The 20,812-nt window shown below is 49.6% G+C and carries 21 protein-coding genes; 12 read left to right on the top strand and 9 right to left on the bottom strand.

Translation table 11 applies throughout. The features are described 5' to 3' along the window. Positions 1 to 2: 2 nt before the first annotated feature. Entirely contained in the window at positions 3 to 257 is a 255-nt protein-coding gene (locus tag D0S45_09525) for a hypothetical protein (protein ID TIH15812.1), read from the top strand. On the opposite strand, the gene D0S45_09530 is transcribed toward D0S45_09525, so the two are convergent. The 4 genes from D0S45_09530 to D0S45_09545 form a co-directional block, all read right to left on the bottom strand. Next, positions 242 to 1,831 (bottom strand): flagellar hook-basal body complex protein, encoded by a 1,590-nt coding sequence (locus tag D0S45_09530; protein TIH15813.1) that lies wholly within the window; start codon positions 1,829 to 1,831, stop codon positions 242 to 244. The genes D0S45_09525 and D0S45_09530 overlap by 16 nt on opposite strands. Positions 1,832 to 1,858: 27 nt before the next feature. Next, positions 1,859 to 2,521, bottom strand: coding sequence for a flagellar hook assembly protein FlgD (locus D0S45_09535; GenBank protein TIH15814.1), 663 nt, complete (start codon positions 2,519 to 2,521; stop codon positions 1,859 to 1,861). A 193-nt stretch (positions 2,522 to 2,714) separates the two neighbouring features. Then, the gene (locus D0S45_09540; GenBank protein TIH15815.1) at positions 2,715 to 3,029 is read right to left on the bottom strand and encodes a hypothetical protein; all 315 of its coding nucleotides are present in this window, start codon (positions 3,027 to 3,029) and stop codon (positions 2,715 to 2,717) included. Positions 3,030 to 3,128: 99 nt separating this feature from the next. After that, positions 3,129 to 3,734 (bottom strand): sigma-70 family RNA polymerase sigma factor, encoded by a 606-nt coding sequence (locus D0S45_09545; GenBank protein ID TIH15816.1) that lies wholly within the window; start codon positions 3,732 to 3,734, stop codon positions 3,129 to 3,131. Positions 3,735 to 4,354: 620 nt separating this feature from the next. Between D0S45_09545 and D0S45_09550 the strand changes: the two genes are divergently transcribed. The 10 genes from D0S45_09550 to D0S45_09595 all read left to right on the top strand — a co-directional run bounded on the left by D0S45_09550 (position 4,355) and on the right by D0S45_09595 (position 14,988). Further along, positions 4,355 to 5,407: a UDP-glucose--hexose-1-phosphate uridylyltransferase gene (locus tag D0S45_09550; GenBank protein TIH15817.1), complete on the top strand. Its 1,053-nt coding sequence runs from the start codon at positions 4,355 to 4,357 to the stop codon at positions 5,405 to 5,407. 1 nt (position 5,408) lies between these two features. Then, positions 5,409 to 6,737 carry a galactokinase gene (locus D0S45_09555; GenBank protein ID TIH15818.1) on the top strand — a complete coding sequence of 443 codons (1,329 nt, stop codon included), beginning with the start codon at positions 5,409 to 5,411 and terminating at the stop codon, positions 6,735 to 6,737. Position 6,738: 1 nt separating this feature from the next. Beyond that, on the top strand, positions 6,739 to 7,761 hold the full coding sequence (locus tag D0S45_09560; protein ID TIH15819.1) for a LacI family transcriptional regulator: 1,023 nt from the start codon (positions 6,739 to 6,741) through the stop codon (positions 7,759 to 7,761). Then, positions 7,761 to 8,780: a galactose mutarotase gene (locus D0S45_09565; protein TIH15820.1), complete on the top strand. Its 1,020-nt coding sequence runs from the start codon at positions 7,761 to 7,763 to the stop codon at positions 8,778 to 8,780. The genes D0S45_09560 and D0S45_09565 overlap by 1 nt, the downstream gene beginning before the upstream one ends. A 32-nt stretch (positions 8,781 to 8,812) precedes the next feature. Next, the gene (ugpC, locus tag D0S45_09570) at positions 8,813 to 9,910 is read left to right on the top strand and encodes a sn-glycerol-3-phosphate ABC transporter ATP-binding protein UgpC (protein ID TIH15821.1); all 1,098 of its coding nucleotides are present in this window, start codon (positions 8,813 to 8,815) and stop codon (positions 9,908 to 9,910) included. Between the two features lie 117 nt (positions 9,911 to 10,027). Then, complete coding sequence (locus D0S45_09575; GenBank protein TIH15822.1) at positions 10,028 to 11,290, top strand: carbohydrate ABC transporter substrate-binding protein; 1,263 nt, start codon at positions 10,028 to 10,030, stop codon at positions 11,288 to 11,290. Between the two features lie 70 nt (positions 11,291 to 11,360). Further along, positions 11,361 to 12,479 carry a sugar ABC transporter permease gene (locus tag D0S45_09580; protein ID TIH15823.1) on the top strand — a complete coding sequence of 373 codons (1,119 nt, stop codon included), beginning with the start codon at positions 11,361 to 11,363 and terminating at the stop codon, positions 12,477 to 12,479. Between the two features lie 3 nt (positions 12,480 to 12,482). Then, a complete protein-coding gene (locus D0S45_09585; GenBank protein ID TIH15824.1) occupies positions 12,483 to 13,322 on the top strand; it encodes a carbohydrate ABC transporter permease in 840 nt (279 codons plus the stop codon). Between the two features lie 87 nt (positions 13,323 to 13,409). Then, positions 13,410 to 14,294, top strand: a complete 885-nt coding sequence (locus D0S45_09590; GenBank protein TIH15825.1) for a carbohydrate kinase — start codon at positions 13,410 to 13,412, stop codon at positions 14,292 to 14,294. A 22-nt stretch (positions 14,295 to 14,316) separates the two neighbouring features. Further along, positions 14,317 to 14,988: a D-lyxose/D-mannose family sugar isomerase gene (locus D0S45_09595; GenBank protein TIH15826.1), complete on the top strand. Its 672-nt coding sequence runs from the start codon at positions 14,317 to 14,319 to the stop codon at positions 14,986 to 14,988. 89 nt (positions 14,989 to 15,077) lie between these two features. Here the strand turns inward: D0S45_09595 and D0S45_09600 are convergent, their stop codons facing one another. The 5 genes from D0S45_09600 to D0S45_09620 all read right to left on the bottom strand — a co-directional run bounded on the left by D0S45_09600 (position 15,078) and on the right by D0S45_09620 (position 19,353). After that, entirely contained in the window at positions 15,078 to 15,740 is a 663-nt protein-coding gene (locus D0S45_09600) for an HAD family hydrolase (GenBank protein TIH15827.1), read from the bottom strand. Positions 15,741 to 15,795: 55 nt separating this feature from the next. After that, entirely contained in the window at positions 15,796 to 16,704 is a 909-nt protein-coding gene (locus D0S45_09605; protein TIH15828.1) for a hypothetical protein, read from the bottom strand. Between the two features lie 5 nt (positions 16,705 to 16,709). Further along, positions 16,710 to 17,249, bottom strand: coding sequence for a methyltransferase domain-containing protein (locus D0S45_09610; GenBank protein ID TIH15829.1), 540 nt, complete (start codon positions 17,247 to 17,249; stop codon positions 16,710 to 16,712). Further along, entirely contained in the window at positions 17,239 to 18,003 is a 765-nt protein-coding gene (locus D0S45_09615; GenBank protein TIH15830.1) for a hypothetical protein, read from the bottom strand. The genes D0S45_09610 and D0S45_09615 overlap by 11 nt, the downstream gene beginning before the upstream one ends. 114 nt (positions 18,004 to 18,117) lie before the next feature. Then, a complete protein-coding gene (locus D0S45_09620) occupies positions 18,118 to 19,353 on the bottom strand; it encodes a patatin (protein TIH15831.1) in 1,236 nt (411 codons plus the stop codon). Positions 19,354 to 19,571: 218 nt separating this feature from the next. Here D0S45_09620 and larC point away from each other — a divergent pair, with 218 nt between their 5' ends. Next, entirely contained in the window at positions 19,572 to 20,789 is a 1,218-nt protein-coding gene (larC, locus tag D0S45_09625; protein ID TIH15832.1) for a nickel pincer cofactor biosynthesis protein LarC, read from the top strand. Positions 20,790 to 20,812: the final 23 nt, after the last annotated feature.

Genomic DNA, 20,812 nt, shown 5'->3' on the forward strand with positions numbered 1-20,812 from the left:
AAGTGTGCTCCCATGCCTCCGGCGGGTCTACCGACGGTCCCTTCGGGGACCAAAGAAACTTTTTTCAAAAAGTTTCTCCGGACTCTTCAAAAACTTTTAATAAGTTTCGCATCCCTGTTTACGCACAGTTGCTGATACGGAGCGGCGAAGCCCTACTGAAAAGTTTGGAAGGGATGGGGTCTGGGGAAGGGAAACTATTTCCAAAAGTTTCCCTTCCCCAGCCGCCGGAGGCATTCAAAAACTATCTCTTTAACTGAATCAATTCGCCTAAAAGCTGGTCAGCTGTGGTGATGGCTTTACTGTTGGCCTGAAAGCCGCGCTGCGTAGTGATCAGCTTGACCATTTCATCTCCCACATCCACGTTGGACTGCTCCAGCTTGTTGGATGCGATGGACCCCAGCGGTCCTGTTCCGGCCCGTCCGGTCAGGGCCGGCCCGGAATCGCGTGTCTGGGAGAAAAGGTTACTGCCTTCACGACGTAACCCATACTGATTGTTGAAATTGGCGAGGGTAAGTACGTAAAGGTCAAGCACCTGCCCGTTGGAATAACGCCCGGTAACAACACCGTCGCGGTCAACCTCGACAGCTTGCATGAATCCGGCTCCGTAACCATTCTGGGACTGGGAATTACGGGCATTCCCGGTGTCGTACGAAGTTGAGTAGGATGCGCTCCGTTTAGGAGTGGTAAAATTTGGGATGCTGGACAGGTTGGAACCGACAACGGAGGCATCTGTTGTTCCCGGCGTGGTCCATGTGGGTGGATTGCCGCTGTTGCTCAATCCGAAATCAAGAGTGATGGGGTTGGCTTTGGCATCAGTGGCAAGGTTGGCGTCGGCCTTTCCGAGAAAGTTGGCAGTGAAGATGGGCTTACCGGAATCCGACATGGGCGAGGGGGTCCAATTGTTCAGATTTTTCAGACTACCTGCGGCAGTGCCTTTAAGTGAAAAGGAACTCATGCCGATCATTTCCCCGCGCGGGTTGAAAGTCATGGTCCCGGTCATGAGCAGCCCTGCTGCGGATGAAGTCTTCAGAGCTGTCCCGTTAATAGTCCGGCCATCCTCATTGGGAGGGACGGTAACTATGAATTCGTAAATCCTGTTACCTGCCGCGTCCTTGGTCACTGAAGCTTCCTTGACCGGATCAAAATAGATGGTCAGATCGTGAGAAGTTCCGCTTTCATCAAAAGTCTTGATGGTGTTCTGAAAGGCATAACGATCTGCCGGAATGGGCGGATTCTTGGTTCCATCCCATGTCTGGTGCAGTGAAAAGAAAGGCTGTCCGGTAACTTCGCACTTATCCTCGGCCTTGGAACTGAGGTTCACGTTCATGGCTATTTCAGAAGTGCGTACCGGCGGAGACTGAAAACGATCCAATACTATATCTGTGGGGGAGCCGATGGTATCCGGTTTCCCGCTTTCGGAATTGGGATTAACTTTCCAGCCCTGAACCACGTAGCCGTGGGGATCTGTCAGTACTCCCTGCTTGTTAAAGATAAAGTTTCCGGCGCGGGTGTAGAAAGTAGCATCTGTATCCGGGTGACGGACGGTAAAGAATCCTTTACCGCCAATGGCGACATTTGTGGCTTCGGAAGAAGGTTCGAAGGGGCCCTGTTTGAAATCACCGTAAATTGAAGCGATTCCTACACCGTGCCCGACCTGCCCTATCCCCCCGCCGGTATTAACCGAACTGTAAAAAGCATCTTCAAAGGAAGTGCGCGCTCCCTTAAAACCGATGGTACTACCGTTGGCAAGGTTGTTGCCGATAACACTCATAGCCTGACTGTGAGCACGGATGCCGCTGATACCATTATACATTGATCCTTTTAAGCTCATGAGAATCTCCTTGCGGTAAAATAGTGGTTAAGCAACAACTCTTGTCACATTAGACAAAAGCACCTTGCGGCCGTCTTCAAGCTCCAGAATATTCTGGCCACCAGCCGTATTGACGGCTTTGACCTTTCCTGAGACTTCAATATTGGCGAGAACTTTTTTACCTGTGGAAGTTTCTGCACGGACTGCGATCCTGTACTGACCGTCAGCTGCGGCTTTCTTGTCCTTGTCCATGCCGTCCCATTTGAAATCAAATTTTCCGGCATTTTTGCTGCCCATTTCCACTGAGCGGACGAGTCCACCCTTTTTATCGTAAATATCTACATAAACTGATTTACAGGCTGCGGGGAGAGAAATGGAAGCGGACGTGGTTTCCGAACCTTTTTTGGACACACTGATCCCTTTGGCCATTACTGTTTTGCCGATGTATCCGGTAGCGTTAAGCCCGATCACGGTTTTAACAGTCTTGGTCAGACCGTCCATTGCTTTGGAGATGTTGGTGAGTCTTTCAAGAGAGGAGAACTGGGCCAACTGAGCAAGCTGGTCCTTGTTATCCATGGGATTGACGGGGTCCTGATTTTTAAGCTGAGTAACGAAAAGCTTCAGGAATGCGTCTTTATTAAGATCCTTGCTCGGGGTCTTAGGTTTGGAATTCTTAGTAACATTATTTAAATACGTGGTAGCGTCGATCATGATTTCCTCCTGTTCTGCACAACAGCTTGGGTCCGGCGTGAAATACGCAAGACAAGTTGATGCGCCTCAAGGAGGCAATCAGCCTATGAACCGGGATTCGGCATGATCAAGGCAGGAAGGAAACAGTTGATGAAGGGGTAACCGTTTCCAGATGTGCAGACGTGAGAGGAAGTGGGTTGTGGAGGTCTTTCTATCACGCCATGGCCTTGAACTCCCGGTCATTATCATTTTCAGAATCTTTTTCTTGAACAAGCTCCTTGGCTTTTTCAATGCAGTGTCCGCCGAAAGGGGCGACGACTGCTCCTTTAAGGTTGCGCCTCATCTCCATAACCGCCGTTCTGCAAGACCGGCACTCGGCAAGATGAGCCTCAAGTCTGCTTACCAATTCATCAGAAGCAGTGCCATCGAGATACATGCATATCTCATCAATTTCAGGGCAGGCAGGAGTTGGCCCGAAAGGCAGGTCTTTCTCCATGCGGCTGCAACTTTTGCGTTCGGTTCCGTCCATGGAACACCTCGTGGTTGTTTTTCTGTCGGCCCATCCGTGTGCCGACAGGGTTGTCTATACCGTGTCCGTCAAATTCATAAAATGAATTTTTTTTAGACACTAACGGGTCAGCGCATAAGTCTCCCCACTGACTCCGTGGTAGGAGCGAAGTTTGATCAGGGCCTTATGTTTGGCACTTCTGACCGACTGCTCCTTGATTCCGATAAACTCGGAAATTTCAGAAATATCTAGCCCGTCCTCAAAGAAAAGCTTCACTATCAGCTTTTGACGTGGCGAAAGCAATTGCTCCGGAATGTCCAATTCTTCATGGTTTGAATCGACAGGAGCCTCAAGTTCATTAATAAAATCGTCCAAAGGGGCCAAACAATATACCCCCTTTCGTAAAAAATCCATGGTCACACTTCTGGATATAACCATTAGCCATGTTGTAATCTTGGCTTTGTGCGGATCATATCTTTTTAACAAACTTCTATCATTCTGTACAAGACGCAGAAAAACATTCTGACAAATATCATCAGCGTGATGCTGAGAGTAGTAACGTAGTTTACTCTTTAATGTATTATTAATGGTAAAATAGATTATCCCCGAATATTTCTCCACAAAAGTATTCCAGGATACGCTATCACCTTCAGCGCACTTTCCGACAATGTTGATTACTGTCTTATGTTCTACGTTCAAAACAATCACCCGATGTCTTTGTTTAATGCTTCTTAATGTTTTCCCTTCATCATAACAGGCTGATTGCCTCCATGGGCATTCTTACAACTGTATACGAAGAAAAAATCCGAAACATCCCCACTATCTTAATCAAAACTTGATAAAAATTAATCTATCTTAATTTAATCAAGTCAAACCAAGGCCTTAACAGCAGAACTTTTTTTGTCTTGCCGAGGGATAAAGACTCCTGTCCCTTACTCAATAAATTCGGTGCGAGGCTGATTTTTCAAAGTAAGTCCATGCCGTAAATACGGGATACGTATTTGAACTCGAATGAAATAAAAAATCACGCAGCTATTAGAAAATGGCGAAAAAGGATTCCGCCCGGTTGGTTGTATAAGCACTCTAAACAATTTTTCAAACCATCTCAATAGGCAATATTTTCCGCACCTTAGATACAAAGCGAATAATAAGTAGTACTTGTTTTTGCGTCATAAAATATCTGTATTTTCAATTAGTTCAACCCAAAAAACATCAAGGCAAAGACTTTTTCGCCACGGCTTATTGACAAGATAAATTGCTTAAGGCAATATTTCCGAAAACGTTTGCGGTTACGTTTGCACAATCGTTTGCAAAGCCCGGAGCAACGGACAAACCAGAGCATAAAAATGAGCAAAGCATTTCAGGACCATCCGCATAAAAGATTCAATCCCCTGACCGGAGAATGGGTGCTTGTTTCACCGCATAGGACTAAACGTCCGTGGCAGGGCAAGCAGGAAAAACCTGCCCAAAACACCCTGCCCCCATATGATGACAAGTGTTACCTCTGCCCCGGTAATACCCGCAATCAAGGTGCGACCAATCCTGATTACAATGACGTTTTTATTTTCGACAACGACTTTCCCGCACTGCTCCATGAATCAGTGGACAGCTTCAGCGACGATGACAATCTTTTTAAAATTGAACCTGAAAGCGGAACCTGCCGGGTAGTCTGCTTCTCTCCCCGCCATGACCTGACCATTTCACGCATGCAGCCGGAAGCCGTTCGAAAAGTAGTTGATGCGTGGTGCGACCAGTGCAAGGAGCTGGGAGAACGTGAAGATATCGGCTATGTGCAGATTTTTGAAAACCGGGGCGACATCATGGGCTGCTCCAACCCTCATCCTCACGGACAAATCTGGGCCACCCGTTCCATTCCGGTCATCCCGGAAGCAGAAGACAAATACCAACAGGAATACCTTGATAAAAAGGGAGAATGTCTGCTCTGCCGTTATCTGGAGCGGGAGATTGTAAACAAAGAAAGGATCATTTTTGAAAATGATTCCTTTATCGCTCTTGTCCCTTTCTGGGCTGTCTGGCCCTTCGAAGCCATGCTGCTGCCTAAATCCCATATGGGCGCCATAACTGAAATGAATCCGAGACAGCGCGATGAACTTGCCGATGCACTGATACGCATGGGCACCCGCTACGATAATCTTTTCGAGACATCTTTCCCCTACTCTATGGGTATCCACCAGCGGCCCACACGGAAAAATGGAGATCACTGGCACTGGCACTGGCACATTCATTATTACCCGCCCCTGCTGCGTTCAGCCACGGTGAAAAAATTCATGGTCGGCTTTGAAATGATGGGCATGCCCCAGCGAGATATTACTGCTGAGCAAAGTGCCAAGCAGTTGCGAGAACTCCCTGAAATTCATTATCTGGACCGGGGAGAATAACATGCATTCCATGGAGGCTTATCGTAAACACCTGGATGAAGGCGGATTTGACCGGCAACTCAGCCTGATACATTCACACGCCGCAATAGATGAGTCACGTGAGCGCATGGCCGATCTTCTGCACTGCATGCTTGAACATTTCGGCCGAAACAAAATTGGCTTTGCCAGCGCACCGGGCCGAACCGAAATGGGCGGCAACCATACCGACCACAACCACGGTCATGTGCTGGCCGCAGCTGTCAATCTGGACTGCCTTGCCGCTTTTTCCAGAGCCGAAGACAACGTGGTGACCATTATTTCCGAAGGCTACAATCCCATCACTGTAAATATTTCTGACACCGCCCCCCGCAAAGAAGAAAAAGAAACCAGCGCAGCGATCGTACGCGGAGTAGCTGACGGACTGCGCAAACGGGGATTTAATATTGGTGGTTTCAACGCATGTGTGCACAGTACTATCCCTGCCGGGGCCGGACTGAGTTCTTCCGCTGCGTTTGAGGTGCTGGTGGGCCGTATTTTCAGCTATCTTTTTAACAAGGGGAAAGTTGGCCCCCTTGAAATTGCCAGCGTCTCCAAGCAGGCCGAGAACATCCATTTCGGTAAGCCCTGCGGTTTCATGGACCAGATGACCAGCTCATTTGAGGGCATCCTGTCCATTGATTTTGATGATCCGTCCAATCCGGGAATCACCCGTGTGGAACCGGGTTTCAATGCAGACAACGACTCCGATGGATTTTACGGAACCGGATATCGACTTTGCGTCATCGATACCGGAGGCAGCCACGCTGACCTGACCCCGGATTATGCAGCTATCCCGCAGGAAATGTTTCAGGCCGCCAAGTGTTGCGGGCAGGATCAGGCCAAAGGACTAACCATGAACCGAGTTCTGGACCATATGGACAGCATCCGGGAAAGTGTCGGAGATCGCGCCGTCCTACGCCTCCTTCATTTCCTTGGAGAAAACGAACGGGCCCTGAGACAGGCCAAAGCCCTGATTGATGGAAATATGGATGATTTTTTACGGCTTGTTGCTCAGTCCGGGCACTCCTCCCGCGATTTGCTCCAAAACTGCTACAGCCCAAGCACGCCTAAAAGACAGCCCATCCCGCTGGCCCTGACACTCACCGAACTGATTCTAGGCTCACAAGGGGTGGGCCGGGTCCATGGCGGCGGGTTTGCCGGAACCATCCAAACCTACGTACATAATTCTGATTTCGAGAGATATTGCCATGCCATGGGAAAAGTTTTCGGTGAAAAGTCAATAATCGAACTGACTCTCCGCCAACCGGGAAATGAGTTCCTGACCATAACTGAAACAGGTACAGGAGCATAACATGGGACACATGACCCTCAAAGATCTCGCAGGCAAACTGGGAATATCCGCATCCACGGTTTCACGCGCCCTGCACGATCACCCGGACATCAGTGACAAGACCAAAGAAGTGGTCATGGCAGCGGCTGAAAAATACGGCTACCAGCCCAACCCCATTGCCCAGAGCCTGAAGAAGCAAAGCAGCAAGATCATCGGGGTGATTGTCCCTGAAATCCGGCACAATTTTTTTGCCACAGTTATCAGCGGCATTGAAGAGGTGGCCTACAACGCCGGGTATATCATCATGGTCTGCCAGTCCAACGAGACCCTGCAACGGGAGATAATGACCACCAAGGCTCTGGCTGCCAACCGGGTGGCCGGGGTGCTCATGGCAATTTCCCTTGAAACTACCACCTGCGACCACATGCGCACCATAATGCGGCAGGGTATCCCGCTGGTCCAGTTTGACCGGGTTGTAGATGAGCTGGATACCGGAAAAGTAGTCATTGATGATTTTCGGGCCTCATACAGAATGACTTCCCACCTTATTGACCGGGGATACAAACGTATCGGTTTTCTTGCCGGACGCGAAGGTATCTCCATGAACAGACTGCGCTTCAACGGCTATTTGCAGGCACTCAAAAACCACAGCATTCCCTTTTACCCGGAACTGAACATCAACATCGGCGGTTGCCGGGGCAGCAACGGACGAACCGGAGCAGATGAGTACCTGAAGATGGACAATCCCCCGGACGCCATACTGTGCATTAATGATCCCGTGGCTGTAGGCGCGTTCTGCCGATTCCGCGAGGAAGGCTGGCGCATCCCCGAAGATGTGGCCTTGGCAGGATTTTCCGGCTCACCTGAATCCGCACTCATCGAACCGGGGCTGAGCTCGGTGGACCAACCCGCCTTTGAAATGGGCAAGACAGCTGCCACCCTGCTCCTCAAGCAGCTCAAGGAAAAAGAAAATTTCCGTCCTGAAACCATCACTCTTGAGACAAAGCTGCTCATCCGCGGATCGAGCTACAAGGAAGTGATTTAATGGGAGTAACTTACAAACCATGGGGCCGCACTTCCTCCGGAAGAGAAGCAATGCTCTTCACTCTGGAAAACAGCACAGGCTGCAAAGCGCATATATCCACATACGGATCAACTCTGACCGGGCTGGAAATCCCAGTTGATGGAGAAAGACTTGATGTTGTGCTGGGGTTTGATTCTTTGCAAGAATACATGACTGATGGCAACTACATGGGAGCCACTGTGGGCCGGGTTGCCGGAAGAATTTCAACTGCATCTTTTGAGCTGGACGGACAAAAATTTCAACTGGACAGCAACGAAGGTCCCAACCACCTTCATGGCGGAGCAAACGGTTTCAACCGACAAATCTGGGAAGTTGCAGCAATTGAGGACAAACAAAACACTCCCTCCCTGACTCTTTCTCTTATCAGCCTGCACCTTGCAGGCGGATACCCCGGAAACCTGAAAGTGGAAGCAACCTTCATCCTGAACGAAACATCTCTGCGTATCACCTACCGGGCTACAACTGACAGCCCCACCCCCCTGAATATGACGGCACATCCCTACTTCAACTTAAATGGGGACGGACGCGAAATAAGTAATCATCAATTGAAGATTTTTTCTACAAAATCAACTAAGTTCGATGAAGCTCTCATTCCTGATGGCAATGTCATTGATATTTGCGGCACTGAAGCTGACTTCAGCGAATTTACCACGCTGGGCAAAACCGCACAGGACCGCTTTTATGTTCTGGAAAATGAGTGCGAAGAACTTATTCCGGTAGCCATTGCCCGCAGCAATGAATCTGGGCTTGAGATGGAAATCCGTAGCAATCAACGTGGAGTGCAACTCTATACTGCCGACGGCGTAAAAGAAGGAACTCGCGGAAAACACGAAATTAAGTACGGCCCTCAATGCGGCTTCTGTATTGAACCCATGGGCTACCCGGACGCGGTCAACAGACCCGAATTTCCCTCCGTGATTCTGCATCCCGGAGAAAAATACAATCATTCAACCGAGTACAGGTTCCGCAGGATTTCCTGAAGGAACTGGAAACGAACAAGGCGAAATGAAACATGGCAAACGTAGAGCTTAAGAACGTCATCAAGCGTTATGGATCAGTCGAGGTCATCCACGGTGTGGACCTTTCGGTAAACGACAACGAATTCATCGTGCTGGTCGGCCCTTCGGGATGCGGCAAGTCCACCCTGCTGCGCATGGTAGCCGGTCTTGAAGACATCAGCGGTGGGGACATCCACATCGGCGAACGGGTGGTCACCAATGTATCCCCCAAGGACCGCAACGTGGCCATGGTTTTCCAGAACTACGCCCTCTACCCGCACATGAGCGTTGGCGAAAATATGGGTTTCTCCCTGAAGATGCATAAAAAGTCCAAGAACGAGATTGAACAGCGCGTAAACGACGTTGCCAAGATTCTCGAACTGGAACCCTACCTGCACCGCAAGCCCTCGGAACTTTCCGGTGGACAACGCCAGCGTGTAGCCATGGGCCGGGCCATGGTCCGCAATCCCGATGTATTTCTTTTCGATGAACCGCTCTCCAACCTTGATGCCCAACTGCGCACCCAGATGCGCATGGAACTGCGCAAGATGCACATGCGGCTCAAGACAACCACCATCTACGTCACCCATGACCAGATCGAAGCCATGACCTTGGCCGACCGCATTGTCATCCTCAAGGACGGCCATATCCAGCAGGTGGGCACCCCGGTGGAAGTATTTGAAAAACCCAACAATGTATTTGTAGCCCAGTTCATCGGTAACCCGCCCATGAACATCCTTGAGGGTGAGATCAAGGTTATTGACGGCAAACGGTATGTTGTCAAAGGCAATACTAAATTTCCAGTGCAGGACCATCAGGGTCCGAACCTCAAAGACGGTGATCCGGTACTGGCCGGACTGCGCCCGGACTCCATCAAAATGGGAGACAATATCGAGCGGTTGCAAAAAGACTGGTGGTGCAGCGGAGAAGTTGTCGTCTCTGAAATCCTCGGTGCCCATTCATTGCTTGAAATCATCATTGATGGCGAAAACGAACTCATTGCCGAAGTGGAAGGCCGGGTTGTTGCCCATCCCGGCGAGATTGTTCCCATCGGATTTGAATTTGACCGCATGGTCCTTTTCGATTCTGAAACGAAAGAGGCGCTTTACTAGAGAGGCAACGTCAACAGTAAACGTTAGTGAGAAACATTTACTGGAAGAATCTCTAAAAGCGGCAATTTATAAAAGGCTTTTGGATAACGTAGAGTGTTTTAACATTTAGGAGGAAACATGAAACAGTCCCTAATTAAACTTTGCTTGGTGTTCGCGGCGGTAATGCTGCTGGCGGTTCCGCAGGTCTCACAGGCCAAGGAACTCAAAGGCGATCTTGAAATTTTCTCATGGTGGGCGGGTGATGAAGGTCCGGCTTTGCAGGCCCTGATCGGTCTATATAAAGGCCAGTACCCCAATGTTAACGTCATTGACGCTACCGTCTCCGGCGGTTCCGGCGTTAACGCCAAGGCTGTACTGAAAACCCGCATGCTCGGTGGTGAGCCGCCGGACAGCTTTCAGGTTCACGCAGGTCAGGAACTCATCGGAACATGGGTTAAATCCGATCGCATGGAAGATCTGACCTTCCTGTTCAAAGAACAAGGCTGGATGGACGCTTTCCCTAAAGGTTTGGTCAAGCTGATCGGTACTGACAAGGGTATCTGGTCTGTTCCCGTTAATATTCACCGCTCCAACGTGATGTGGTACATCCCTGCCAACCTGAAAAAATGGGGCGTGGAAGCACCTAAAAACTGGAATGATTTCCTGAAAATTGCTCCCAAACTCCAGAAAGAAGGCATCACCCCTCTCGCCATGGGTGCAAACTGGACCGCAACCCACCTTTGGGAATCCGTTGTTATCGCATCCATCGGTGCTGAAAAATGGAACAACCTCTGGACTGGCAAAATGAAGTTCAACAGCCCTGAAATGATCAAGGCTTGGGAACTCTTCGGCAAAATCCTGCCTTACACCAACACCGATGCAGCCTCTCTTTCATGGCAGCAGGCAACCGATATGGTTATCGACGGTCGCGCAGCATTCAACATCATGGGTGACTGGGCCGCAGGTTACATGGAGACAACCAAGAAAATGGTTCCGGGCAAAGACTTTGCTTGGTTAGCTTCCCCTGAGACAGAAGGTGTATTCATCTTCCTCGCTGACTCCTTCGGTCTGCCCAAGGGCGCACCCAACCGCGACAACGCTATTGCATGGCTGAAACTGCTCGGTTCCAAGAAAGGCAGTGATACTTTCAACCCCCTCAAGGGTTCCATCTCCGCCCGTACTGATACCGACCTGAGCAAGTACAACGTTTACTTGCAGTCCGCAGCCAAAGACTTCGCCAAGGACGCTGTTGCAGCATCCCTGATCCACGGCGCAGCAGCCAACGAAACCTTCATGGGCGGCTTCGCACAGGTCATGGAAATGTTCCTGAAGACCAAGAATGCCAAGGCTACCGCCATGGCAAGCCAGCAGCTGGCTGACAAAGCCCAGATTGGCAAATAAGATATTCGCATTAAGTAATTAATACCGCGCCGGATACAGTCCGGCGCGGTCCCAAAAGAGGTTTCGGCATATGAGGGAAGCATCACGGGACAGACTGAAGGCGTTTTTAACCCTTCTGCCATCAATCATCCTGATCGCCGTTTTCGTTTACGGTTTTATCGGCAACACCATCTGGATTTCCATGACCGATTGGGGCGGCTCCGGAGCACTGGCTTTTGATCCGCAGAAAAATTTCATCGGTCTGGATAACTACGTGGACCTGTTCAATGGATTCCTTTCCGCCGGATTCAGGCAGGACCTTGTCAACGCGGTCTACTATTCGCTTATGCTTTTAGCCGGAGCTATCGGCCTTGGCATGTTCATCGCCATCCTGCTGGACCAGAAACCCAAAGGCGAAGACGTCCTGCGGACAATATTCCTGTATCCTATGTCCCTTTCCTTTATTGTCTCCGGTACTATTTGGCGTTGGCTGCTGGCACCGCAGGGCGGAGTCAACGTGCTGCCCACCTACTTGGGTTTCGATGCCCTTGATTTTCAGTGGACATCATCCACCAAGGCCATTCTTGAATTCAACTGGCAAAATATTTTACAGATCCTTATCTATATTGCAGCGTTTATCTTGATTCTGGTCGGACTGTTCCTTCTTAAAGGCGATCCGCAAAAGGCAGTTAAACGCTGGCTTGGTCCCGGAGTAGTTATCGGAGCATTCGCATGGCTGGGCGGCTCCCTGCTTCCCAAGACCCTGTTCATGGAAGAAATGCACGGCTTCAATCTCGCCACACTGGGTATCATCATCGCCACAGTCTGGCAGTACGCGGGCTACACAATGGCTCTCTACCTTGCCGGATTCAACGGAATTTCACAGGATTTGCGCGATGCGGCAATGCTCGACGGAGCAAGCTCCACCAACTATTACCGCTATGTCGCAATTCCCATGCTCAAACCCATCACCATAAGTGCGGTGATCATCCTCTCGCACATCTCGCTGAAGATGTTCGACATCATTTTCGCCATGACCGGACCGGACAACGCCCAGACCGGGCACCCGGCCCTGAATATGTACATGACCACCTTCCGGGCCAACGATTTTGCTCGGGGAGCGGCCATTGCCATTGTACTTTTTCTGGTGGCAGGCACCTTCATCGTTCCCTATGTGATCGGCCAGTACAAGCAAAGGAGAAGGGGATAAACCATGAGTACTACAACCCAGAAATCATCCATTACCCCCGGCTCCATCCTGCTTTACGGCTCACTTTTTGTACTGGCTCTGTTATTCCTCATGCCGGCCTACATGGCGATTGTCACCGCACTTAAGGACCCGGCAAACATCAGCCTGCCCACAGCATGGGAGCTGCCGGAAAAATTTAACTGGCAAAGTTTCCCGCAAGCCTTTGGACTGCTCAAGTCAAACATTGCCAGTTCACTGATCCTGACCGTCTGCGCCACCGCACTTTCCACGGTACTCGGTTCACTGAACGGCTACGTATTTTCCAAGTGGAAATTCAAAGGCAGCGAGCTGATTTTCACACTGTTTCTGTTCGGCATGTTCATCCCCTATCAGGTTATCCTGATCCCGCTGTTTCAGACCCTGCGGGCCATGAACCTGTACGGCGGGTTACCGGGTTTAATTCTTGCCCACGTGGTTTACGGGCTGCCCATCACCTCGCTGATTTTCCGTAACTTTTACTCTCAGATCCCTACCGCGCTGGTGGAATCCGCAAGGCTGGACGGGGCCGGATTTTTTTCCATCTACACCAAGATAGTCTTCCCGCTGTCCATCCCCGGTTTCGTAGTCACCAGTCTCTGGCAGGTTACCCAAATCTGGAACGAGTTTCTCTGGGGGATCTGTCTAACACGCCACGAAGACAACCCCATCACCGTAGGGTTGGCCCAGCTAGCTGGCGGACAGGCCGTAAGCTGGAACCTGCCCATGGCCGGATCAATGATGGCTGCGCTCCCGGTACTCATGATTTATATCTTTCTCGGCAGATACTTTATCCGCGGATTACTTGCTGGTTCAGTAAAAGAGTAAAGAACAGATAACACGGCGAAGCCCTAATATAAGTTTTTGGGATTCTTAAACCCTTTTGCAAAAGGGTTTAAGCCGCCGGAGGCATACATGAAACAATTCTTCATCGCGGGACTTGGCGAAATATTATTTGACGTACTGGCTGATTATGAAGAGATCGGCGGTGCCCCGGTCAACTTTGCGTACCACGCTGGCAAACTAGGCGCTGACGGCGCAGCCGTCTCTACTATCGGAGATGATGAACGTGGTCGCCGGGCATCCAAAGAATTGATGAACCGTGAACTCTGCCTCTCCGGGGTCAGCATTGACCGCGACCATGAGACCGGATACGTGGAAGCCCGCTTGGATGATCAGGGCGTGGCAACCTACTACTTCCCGGACGACATTGCTTGGGACCACCTGAAATTGAACGATACCGCCATGGGCTTTGCCCCGCAGGTGGATGCGGTCTGCTTCGGCACCCTTGCCCAGCGCAGCGAGATAAGCAAAAAGGCGATCCATACTTTTCTGGATGCCGCCCCGCAGGCCCTCAAGGTTTATGACATGAACCTGCGCCAGCTTTTTTATAGCAAGGAAATCATTGCTGAATCCCTGCAACGGGCTGATGTGCTTAAACTGAATGATGACGAAATTAAAGTCATCGCGACCATGTTTGAACTTAAAGGCAGTGAGCGGGATATGCTCAAAAAACTGCATAATGAATTCGAACTGAAATGCTCAGTTCTGACCCGTGGAAGCAACGGCAGCCTGATCATTAGTGACACCGATGGAGTTGAGCATCCCGGAATAAAGATTAAAGAAATTGCCGATACTATCGGTGCAGGTGATTCTTTTACCGCATCGGTTGCCATAGGACTGCTGCTGGATCATTCGCTGGAAGAAATTAGCGAACACGCCAACAGGCTGGCTGCCCATGTCTGCACTTGCAAAGGGGCTATGCCCGCTATTCCTAACGAATTTAAATTGATAAAATAATTTTTCAATACAGGATAAAAACATGAAGAGAAGCGAGATCAACGCATTAATCGTCAAAGCCAAAGAATTTTACGCCAGCCACCGTTTCAACCTGCCCAAATGGGCCTTCTGGGGACCGGAAGATTGGAAAGGCAAAGGCGAAAGCGAAGTTGTGCGCAACATGCTCGGCTGGGATTTGACCGATTACGGCAAGGGCGACTTCGACAAACTGGGGCTGATCCTGTTCACCATCCGCAACGGTAACCTTCAGACCGGAGACCCAAAGCCTTACGCAGAAAAAATCATGATTCTGCGTGAAGGCCAACTTTGCCCCATGCATTTCCACTGGTCCAAACGCGAGGATATCATCAACCGTGCAGGCGGCAACCTTGTCATCAAGTTATACGGATCTAATGAAGACGAATCCATGTCCGATAAGCCGCTGGAAGTAAGCGTGGACGGTTTTATACGCACCGTGAAACCGGGCGGCGTGATCGTACTCGAACCAGGGGAATCCATCTGCCTTGAACCGGGCATGTACCACTGCTTTTACTGCGAAGAAGGAACCGGAGACGTCATGGTCGGAGAAGTAAGCGCGGTCAACGATGACAACATCGACAATCGCTTTCACGAACCACTGCCCCGCTTCCCCGAAGTGGACGAGGACGAAGAGCCGATCCATTTGCTGGTTACTGATTATGGAAAATATGTGTAAATAAGAACTCCACTAACTTCAATAAAAGCCAAAGAAATGGAAGCGGCTAAAAAATAGGCAACCCCTTCCAAGAGAATGCAATGAAAAATTTAGAGCAGCGAAACTAAATCCGCCGGAGTATCCAGCACAATATTGGCCCCGGCCTGAACAAGCTCTCTTTCTCCACGGAAGCCCCATCCGGCACCGATGGAAATCATGCCTGCATTGACCCCGGTTTTGATATCCACATCGGAATCACCCACAAACAGTGTTTGCTGCGGGGACACACCCATAGCTTTTGCAAGTTCAAGGGCAACATCCGGTTCAGGCTTGAGAGGAACATCCTTGCGTCCGCCGTAGACAGCGAAAAAGTCAACACCCGGCAGAAATTTATTAACCGCATCCACGGTAAACTCATGCGGCTTATTGGAAAGAATGGCCATCTTTTTACCGCAAGAAGCAAAATCAACAAGCACTTCCGGAACCCCGGCATAAGGTTTGGCAATAGTATTCAGCCCTTTGTTGAACTCTTCAAGCAGGACAGGAACAAACTTATCATAAATTGCCTCAGTCCGCTTTTCTTCAGGTAAAGCGCGCCATGCAAGTTTCTTCGCACCTGCCCCAACAAACCTGCGGTAAGCATCCACCGGGTGAGGCGGGAAGCCCATGCGGGTCAAAGCAGAGTTGCCCGCAGCTGCTATCTCGCCCAAGGTATCAAGCAGAGTTCCGTCCAAATCAAAAATTACAGCGGAAAAATCAAGTGAACATTCCATATCTATAACCGTTTTTTTAAACTATTTAGAATGCGTTACGTCAGTCAAAAAAACATCATTTCGGGTAATCAAACTCCGCCCGTAAAACATCAAGAGCCAGTTCTTCTTTTGTTTTATATTTGTCTTTATCAATGAGCGTAGGCTGCCCGGTGGGCGGAACATCATGATACATATATTTATAGATATCAAAATTCAGACAAGTCTTATTGCGCAGATGCATTTCCCTGAACCACTGGCAACCCACATCCAGAATCTGCTTGCCCACATTGATGAAAGCCCCGAAAGGAGTCGCTTTGCCCACTGGCATAGTCATTTTGCGGGCTATCTTCATATTTACCAGACAGCACCATTCATTGACCCTACATTCAGGCAACGGCCATGGCTGCTTGAAAAAAATATCATGCATGCGCGGCAGGTGATAGGCCCGGACCTGCTTGCCTTCCGGCGGCTGTGCACTACGGTAGAGATCGACCAACTCCCGGAAGTCCGGGCGGTAATCCATGTACGTATCAGGTGAACATTTTCCGGAAAAAGCGGCCGGACAATACCAGCACTGCCCGATATGCCCGGCAGCCACATGGTCACCTATACCTTCGACCATGGCACCGATGATGTCCTGCCTGAAAATGGCATCGTTATGGATGATGAGTACGTAATCCTTGTCGCTCTTTTCCCAGCCGTACTGGTAACGCACGGAATGACGGTATTCCTCATCATCCACCCGATCCCATTCAATGGGAAAGCAGTAATTCCAATACTTGGGCATGAAATATTCAATTTTGTGGGAGAGGGCATCCAATACATATTGATGACATCCCGCATCAATGCCCTTGGTCTGGGTATTTTCCTCAATAAAATAAATTTTATCAATATGCTGCCCACTGGCCCGTTCCAGGGACAGCAGAGCAAGACAGGTTTGCAAAGGCTTGCCGCAAACACTGATGATCACATCAACCTTACTCATTTATTCTACTCCGGTAGCACGGCCATTACGCCGAGATTTTTAATCTGTACGCCATGAAAATGGGCCATCTCTTCAGGAAAAAATTCATCGGTCAGATCGAAGGACCACGCCCCGGCTTCAAAGCTGAAAGTATCAAAACCCAAAGCTTGAAAATCCCTTGCCAAATCAAGGGTATTCCACATGTTATGATGGGCCATGAATTTGTTCTCCCCGGTCAGGTGGGCCGGGGGAAATATTACTTTCTTCATAGCCCGGAAAGATAACGTATTAGCCTTCCACATATTAATGGCAGCCTCTGCATCGGTCAGAACAATGGTAATCTTGCCACCCGGTTTGAGCTTGCGTTTTATGTCTTTCAGGAACTTTAAATAATCTGCTGTGGGGATGTGCTCAAGGGTGTGAATCATGCGGAATTCATCAACCACACCGTCTTCGGGAATAAAACCGTCGAGGTCGAGGATGTCGTGTTTAATATCACAATTATCTTCAAAATTAACGGTGGTGAATTCCCTGTTCCTGCCACGCCCTCCGAGATCAAATTTCATTTAAAAACCTCCGGGCAATGCAGTTGTAGGTGGTATCGACCTCTTTGATTATCTGCGGAGTCAAACCGGAAAGATAACGATCCCAAGCGATGTTTTCCCAGAGATGCAGGGAATAAACCTTGCCCAGATCAGTGTCGTTATCCTCATAAAGGGCTTTCAAACCGAATTTATTAAACAGATGCTTAAAAAAACTTGTCTGCGGCTCAATGTGAATATCTGCGGGAATGGTCTTGGCAAGCTGTCCGGGAAAAAAAACCGAATGGTTGTCCCATTCCGGGGTACCGGGATTCCCACCCTTAAAAGCTCCGGCATGCCCGTCCATCCAGCGTTTGGCAAAACGGCTCTGGCGGGTACTCATCATAAAAGCATTGCAAAGCCCCATCTCCCCCTGCCTGCCCATGACAAAAGGCTTTTCAAATAACTCTTCCGGGAGCGGATTCACGAAGATGGTGTCCATGTCCGCATAAACACCGCCGATTTCAAGCAAAGCATTAAGCCTGACAATATCCGCCTGATGGGCATAGTGCTTAATGGGGATACCGAAAATCTCTTTTGGTGGTTCGACTTTTACAAGCTTGACCAGCGGCTTGATAAGATCCCAATAAACTCCGAAGGGTTCGTGATAGTAATGGAAAAAAATCCTCTGCGGTCTATTTACTCTAGCACAGGAAAGAACAGCCAAAGCATGCGCAAGGTGTAGCGGTTCGGTCTGTTCCTTGAATCCGAACACAAAATGAAAAATCTTCGGGATCATAAATACGCACACCTATACTTACATGTTTAACTTCACCGATTATACTTCGACTGTCTTTCTTTTAATAAAACAACGTTAAATTTGATATAGAGAACTTTTGCTCATTAATCCACATCATTCAAAGATCACTTCCGCCGGGACAGCATCCGGTCCTTTGCGGGCTGTGGTGGAAGGAGGAGCGGCATGCCACGGGCTTGGGGCCTTGGCCATACTGTGGCCGAGCACAAAAAGTTTGCTCATGTAAACCGGGCTGAACATTTCGTCAGACTCTTCGTTGTAATCTGGTGGGATGAAAGTCAGTTTAAAATCAATACCGTCCCGCTGGGAGGTGTAATACATGCGATAAAGATCGCCGATGCCCTGATTGCGGATCAACCCGGCAAGTGAACGAGCGGCTATGCCCCCGATGTACGGTTCCACCTGCACTCCTTCGGTAACAAGGGCGTCATTGCGAATTACATAAAGAACGATCTTTCTTTTTTCGCCTATTTTTTCCAATTCCTCGGCAAGATGAATGCTGGGCGGATAGGAAAAAACCTGATTGCTGACCCCGCCGTCCACGTGCATTTCATCGTAAATTCTATCTCCGGCCTTAACCTTGAAATAGACCGGAGGAAAGGCCACCGGAACAGAAGCCGAAGCTAAAATAACATCACGGATAAGCTGATCCGCTTCCGGGGTTCCGTACTGGGCAAGGGCACCGATATCCCAATAGACCGGGCGCATGGCATCAAGATTGGTGGTTCCGATAAGCAGTCTGCGCCCTTTACGATGCTCGGCCCCGATCTTGGCTATAAATTCGGCATTAATAAATTTTTTCAGGGCCTCACGCAAAGGCTCAGTACTATACACCGAGTCCCCGGAAACAGCGGAAACATAGGATCGCTGCTGAACAAGATCGCTGGTTTCAAAGGTGGTATAGAACATCTCGATGAAGGGATCGTAGTCAGACCCCATGAAAGCAAAGGGAGCAATGAGTGCCCCGGTACTGACTCCGGTAACCAGCCCGAAAGTAGGACGATCACCGCGCTCAGTCCAGCCGCAGAGAAAGCCCGCGCCAAAAGCACCGTCCGCACCACCGCCGGAAAGGGACAGGAAGCTGATCTCAGCTGGCAGTTTATTCATTCTGCCCAACTCGGCCCATTTTTTCATGACCGCGTCCATGTGTTTCGGAGTGGTATCCCCGAAAAAACGGACCTGATCATATCCGGGCAGACTGGCCTGAGCCTGCATCTCCACAGGAATGGGATTACGCTTTAATCCGCATCCGGAAACCAGAATCAGCAGCAGAAAAAAGATTAGCTGTCTGCAAACCCGTCCAGCATATTCGTGCTTAAATTTCATAATCATTTATTGCTCCGCCATAACATATGGCATGATTGTCTGTTCCAATTATCCTTATCCAAAAACTTAGCAGGAAAAAGACAGTAATATTCCCTTAACATTTCACTATAGCAGGGGTCCAGCCCTTCACAAAGCTGGACATTGCAGCCTAAGCGTTTAAAAGTATAAGCGGTTAATAGGATATTCGAGATGTAAAACTTATCCAACGAACGCACGGAAACGAGATGAATATACTCTACTACGATTGTTTTTCAGGCATCAGCGGTGACATGAATCTGGCCGCCATGATTGGACTTGGAGTCAACCCCAATTTCCTTTGCGATGAACTTTCCAAACTTGGACTGGATGACGAATTCAGCATCAAGATCTCCGAAGATTCCCGCAAAGGCATTTTCGGGACCCGCGTAGATGTGGAGCTTGCGCATCACCATCATGACCACGGACATACGCATAATCATGGTCATCACCACCATCATGAACATCGCAACCTGAAAGACATAGAAAAGATCATCAATTCCAGCAATATCAGCGAGAAAGTCAAAACAACCAGTCTCGCTATTTTCAAACGGGTTGCCAAGGCCGAAGCCAAGATTCACGGTAGCACCCTTTACGAAGTCCATTTTCACGAAGTCGGAGCCACTGATTCCATAGTAGATATAGTTGGCGCAGCCATCTGTTTCCATGCGCTCAAAATTGACGAAATATGGTGTTCAGCCATTGAACTGGGCAGCGGATTTGTCAATTGCGCACACGGTAAAATTCCCGTTCCCGCCCCAGCCACTTCCGAAATACTCACCGGGAAGCCCACCACCCAAGGCGCGGTGCCCAAAGAAACCACTACCCCCACCGGAGCGGCGATACTTGCCGAACTGGTTGACCATTTTCCTGATTCTCCGCGCATGGCTGTGCAGAAAACAGCATACGGCATCGGACACCGGGACAATGAAATTCCAAACGTGCTTCGGGTACAGCTTGCCAAAGTTGAAAAGAAAACAGCATCCCTGCCCACGGTCCCGGCCCGTTTGCTGCAATGCAACATTGACGACATGACCGGGGAAATGCTTGGCGCGGCACTTGATCAGCTCATGGAAGACGGAGCCATGGATGTGCATTTCACGCCCATCGTCATGAAAAAGAACCGTCCGGCAACCACCCTGTCCCTACTCTGCGGAGCTGAAGACGAAGACAAATTCAAACGGCTGATTTTTAAGCATACCACCACCAACGGCATCAAAAGCATTGCCATTGAAAAGACCACACTTGGGACTTCTTTTGACAAACTCGAAACCCCGCTTGGTCCGGTAACCATGAAGAACGCCCTTCTCGACGGCAAGATTATTCGCTCCAAGCCCGAACTCGAAGACTGCCGCGCTTTAGCAAAGGCGCATGAGATATCACTGAGTGAAGTCTATTTACAGATTGGAAAAGTAAGAGAGATTTGATGCGCTACGCGCTTTTATTGAGA

This window comes from Marinifilum sp. JC120, from assembly GCA_004923195.1.
Taxonomy (GTDB): domain Bacteria; phylum Desulfobacterota; class Desulfovibrionia; order Desulfovibrionales; family Desulfovibrionaceae; genus Maridesulfovibrio.

Bases quoted from the DNA above. Each gene is read 5' to 3' on its own strand.
- D0S45_09530 (TIH15813.1), bottom strand. From the start codon at position 1,831: ATGAGCTTAAAAGGATCAATGTATAATGGTATCAGCGGCATCCGTGCT.
- D0S45_09535 (TIH15814.1), bottom strand. From the start codon at position 2,521: ATGATCGACGCTACCACGTATTTAAATAATGTTACTAAGAATTCCAAA.
- D0S45_09540 (TIH15815.1), bottom strand. From the start codon at position 3,029: ATGGACGGAACCGAACGCAAAAGTTGCAGCCGCATGGAGAAAGACCTG.
- D0S45_09550 (TIH15817.1), top strand. From the start codon at position 4,355: ATGAGCAAAGCATTTCAGGACCATCCGCATAAAAGATTCAATCCCCTG.
- D0S45_09555 (TIH15818.1), top strand. From the start codon at position 5,409: ATGCATTCCATGGAGGCTTATCGTAAACACCTGGATGAAGGCGGATTT.
- D0S45_09560 (TIH15819.1), top strand. From the start codon at position 6,739: ATGGGACACATGACCCTCAAAGATCTCGCAGGCAAACTGGGAATATCC.
- D0S45_09565 (TIH15820.1), top strand. From the start codon at position 7,761: ATGGGAGTAACTTACAAACCATGGGGCCGCACTTCCTCCGGAAGAGAA.
- ugpC (TIH15821.1), top strand. From the start codon at position 8,813: ATGGCAAACGTAGAGCTTAAGAACGTCATCAAGCGTTATGGATCAGTC.
- D0S45_09575 (TIH15822.1), top strand. From the start codon at position 10,028: ATGAAACAGTCCCTAATTAAACTTTGCTTGGTGTTCGCGGCGGTAATG.
- D0S45_09580 (TIH15823.1), top strand. From the start codon at position 11,361: ATGAGGGAAGCATCACGGGACAGACTGAAGGCGTTTTTAACCCTTCTG.
- D0S45_09585 (TIH15824.1), top strand. From the start codon at position 12,483: ATGAGTACTACAACCCAGAAATCATCCATTACCCCCGGCTCCATCCTG.
- D0S45_09590 (TIH15825.1), top strand. From the start codon at position 13,410: ATGAAACAATTCTTCATCGCGGGACTTGGCGAAATATTATTTGACGTA.
- D0S45_09595 (TIH15826.1), top strand. From the start codon at position 14,317: ATGAAGAGAAGCGAGATCAACGCATTAATCGTCAAAGCCAAAGAATTT.
- D0S45_09600 (TIH15827.1), bottom strand. From the start codon at position 15,740: ATGGAATGTTCACTTGATTTTTCCGCTGTAATTTTTGATTTGGACGGA.
- D0S45_09605 (TIH15828.1), bottom strand. From the start codon at position 16,704: ATGAGTAAGGTTGATGTGATCATCAGTGTTTGCGGCAAGCCTTTGCAA.
- D0S45_09610 (TIH15829.1), bottom strand. From the start codon at position 17,249: ATGAAATTTGATCTCGGAGGGCGTGGCAGGAACAGGGAATTCACCACC.
- D0S45_09615 (TIH15830.1), bottom strand. From the start codon at position 18,003: ATGATCCCGAAGATTTTTCATTTTGTGTTCGGATTCAAGGAACAGACC.
- D0S45_09620 (TIH15831.1), bottom strand. From the start codon at position 19,353: ATGATTATGAAATTTAAGCACGAATATGCTGGACGGGTTTGCAGACAG.
- larC (TIH15832.1), top strand. From the start codon at position 19,572: ATGAATATACTCTACTACGATTGTTTTTCAGGCATCAGCGGTGACATG.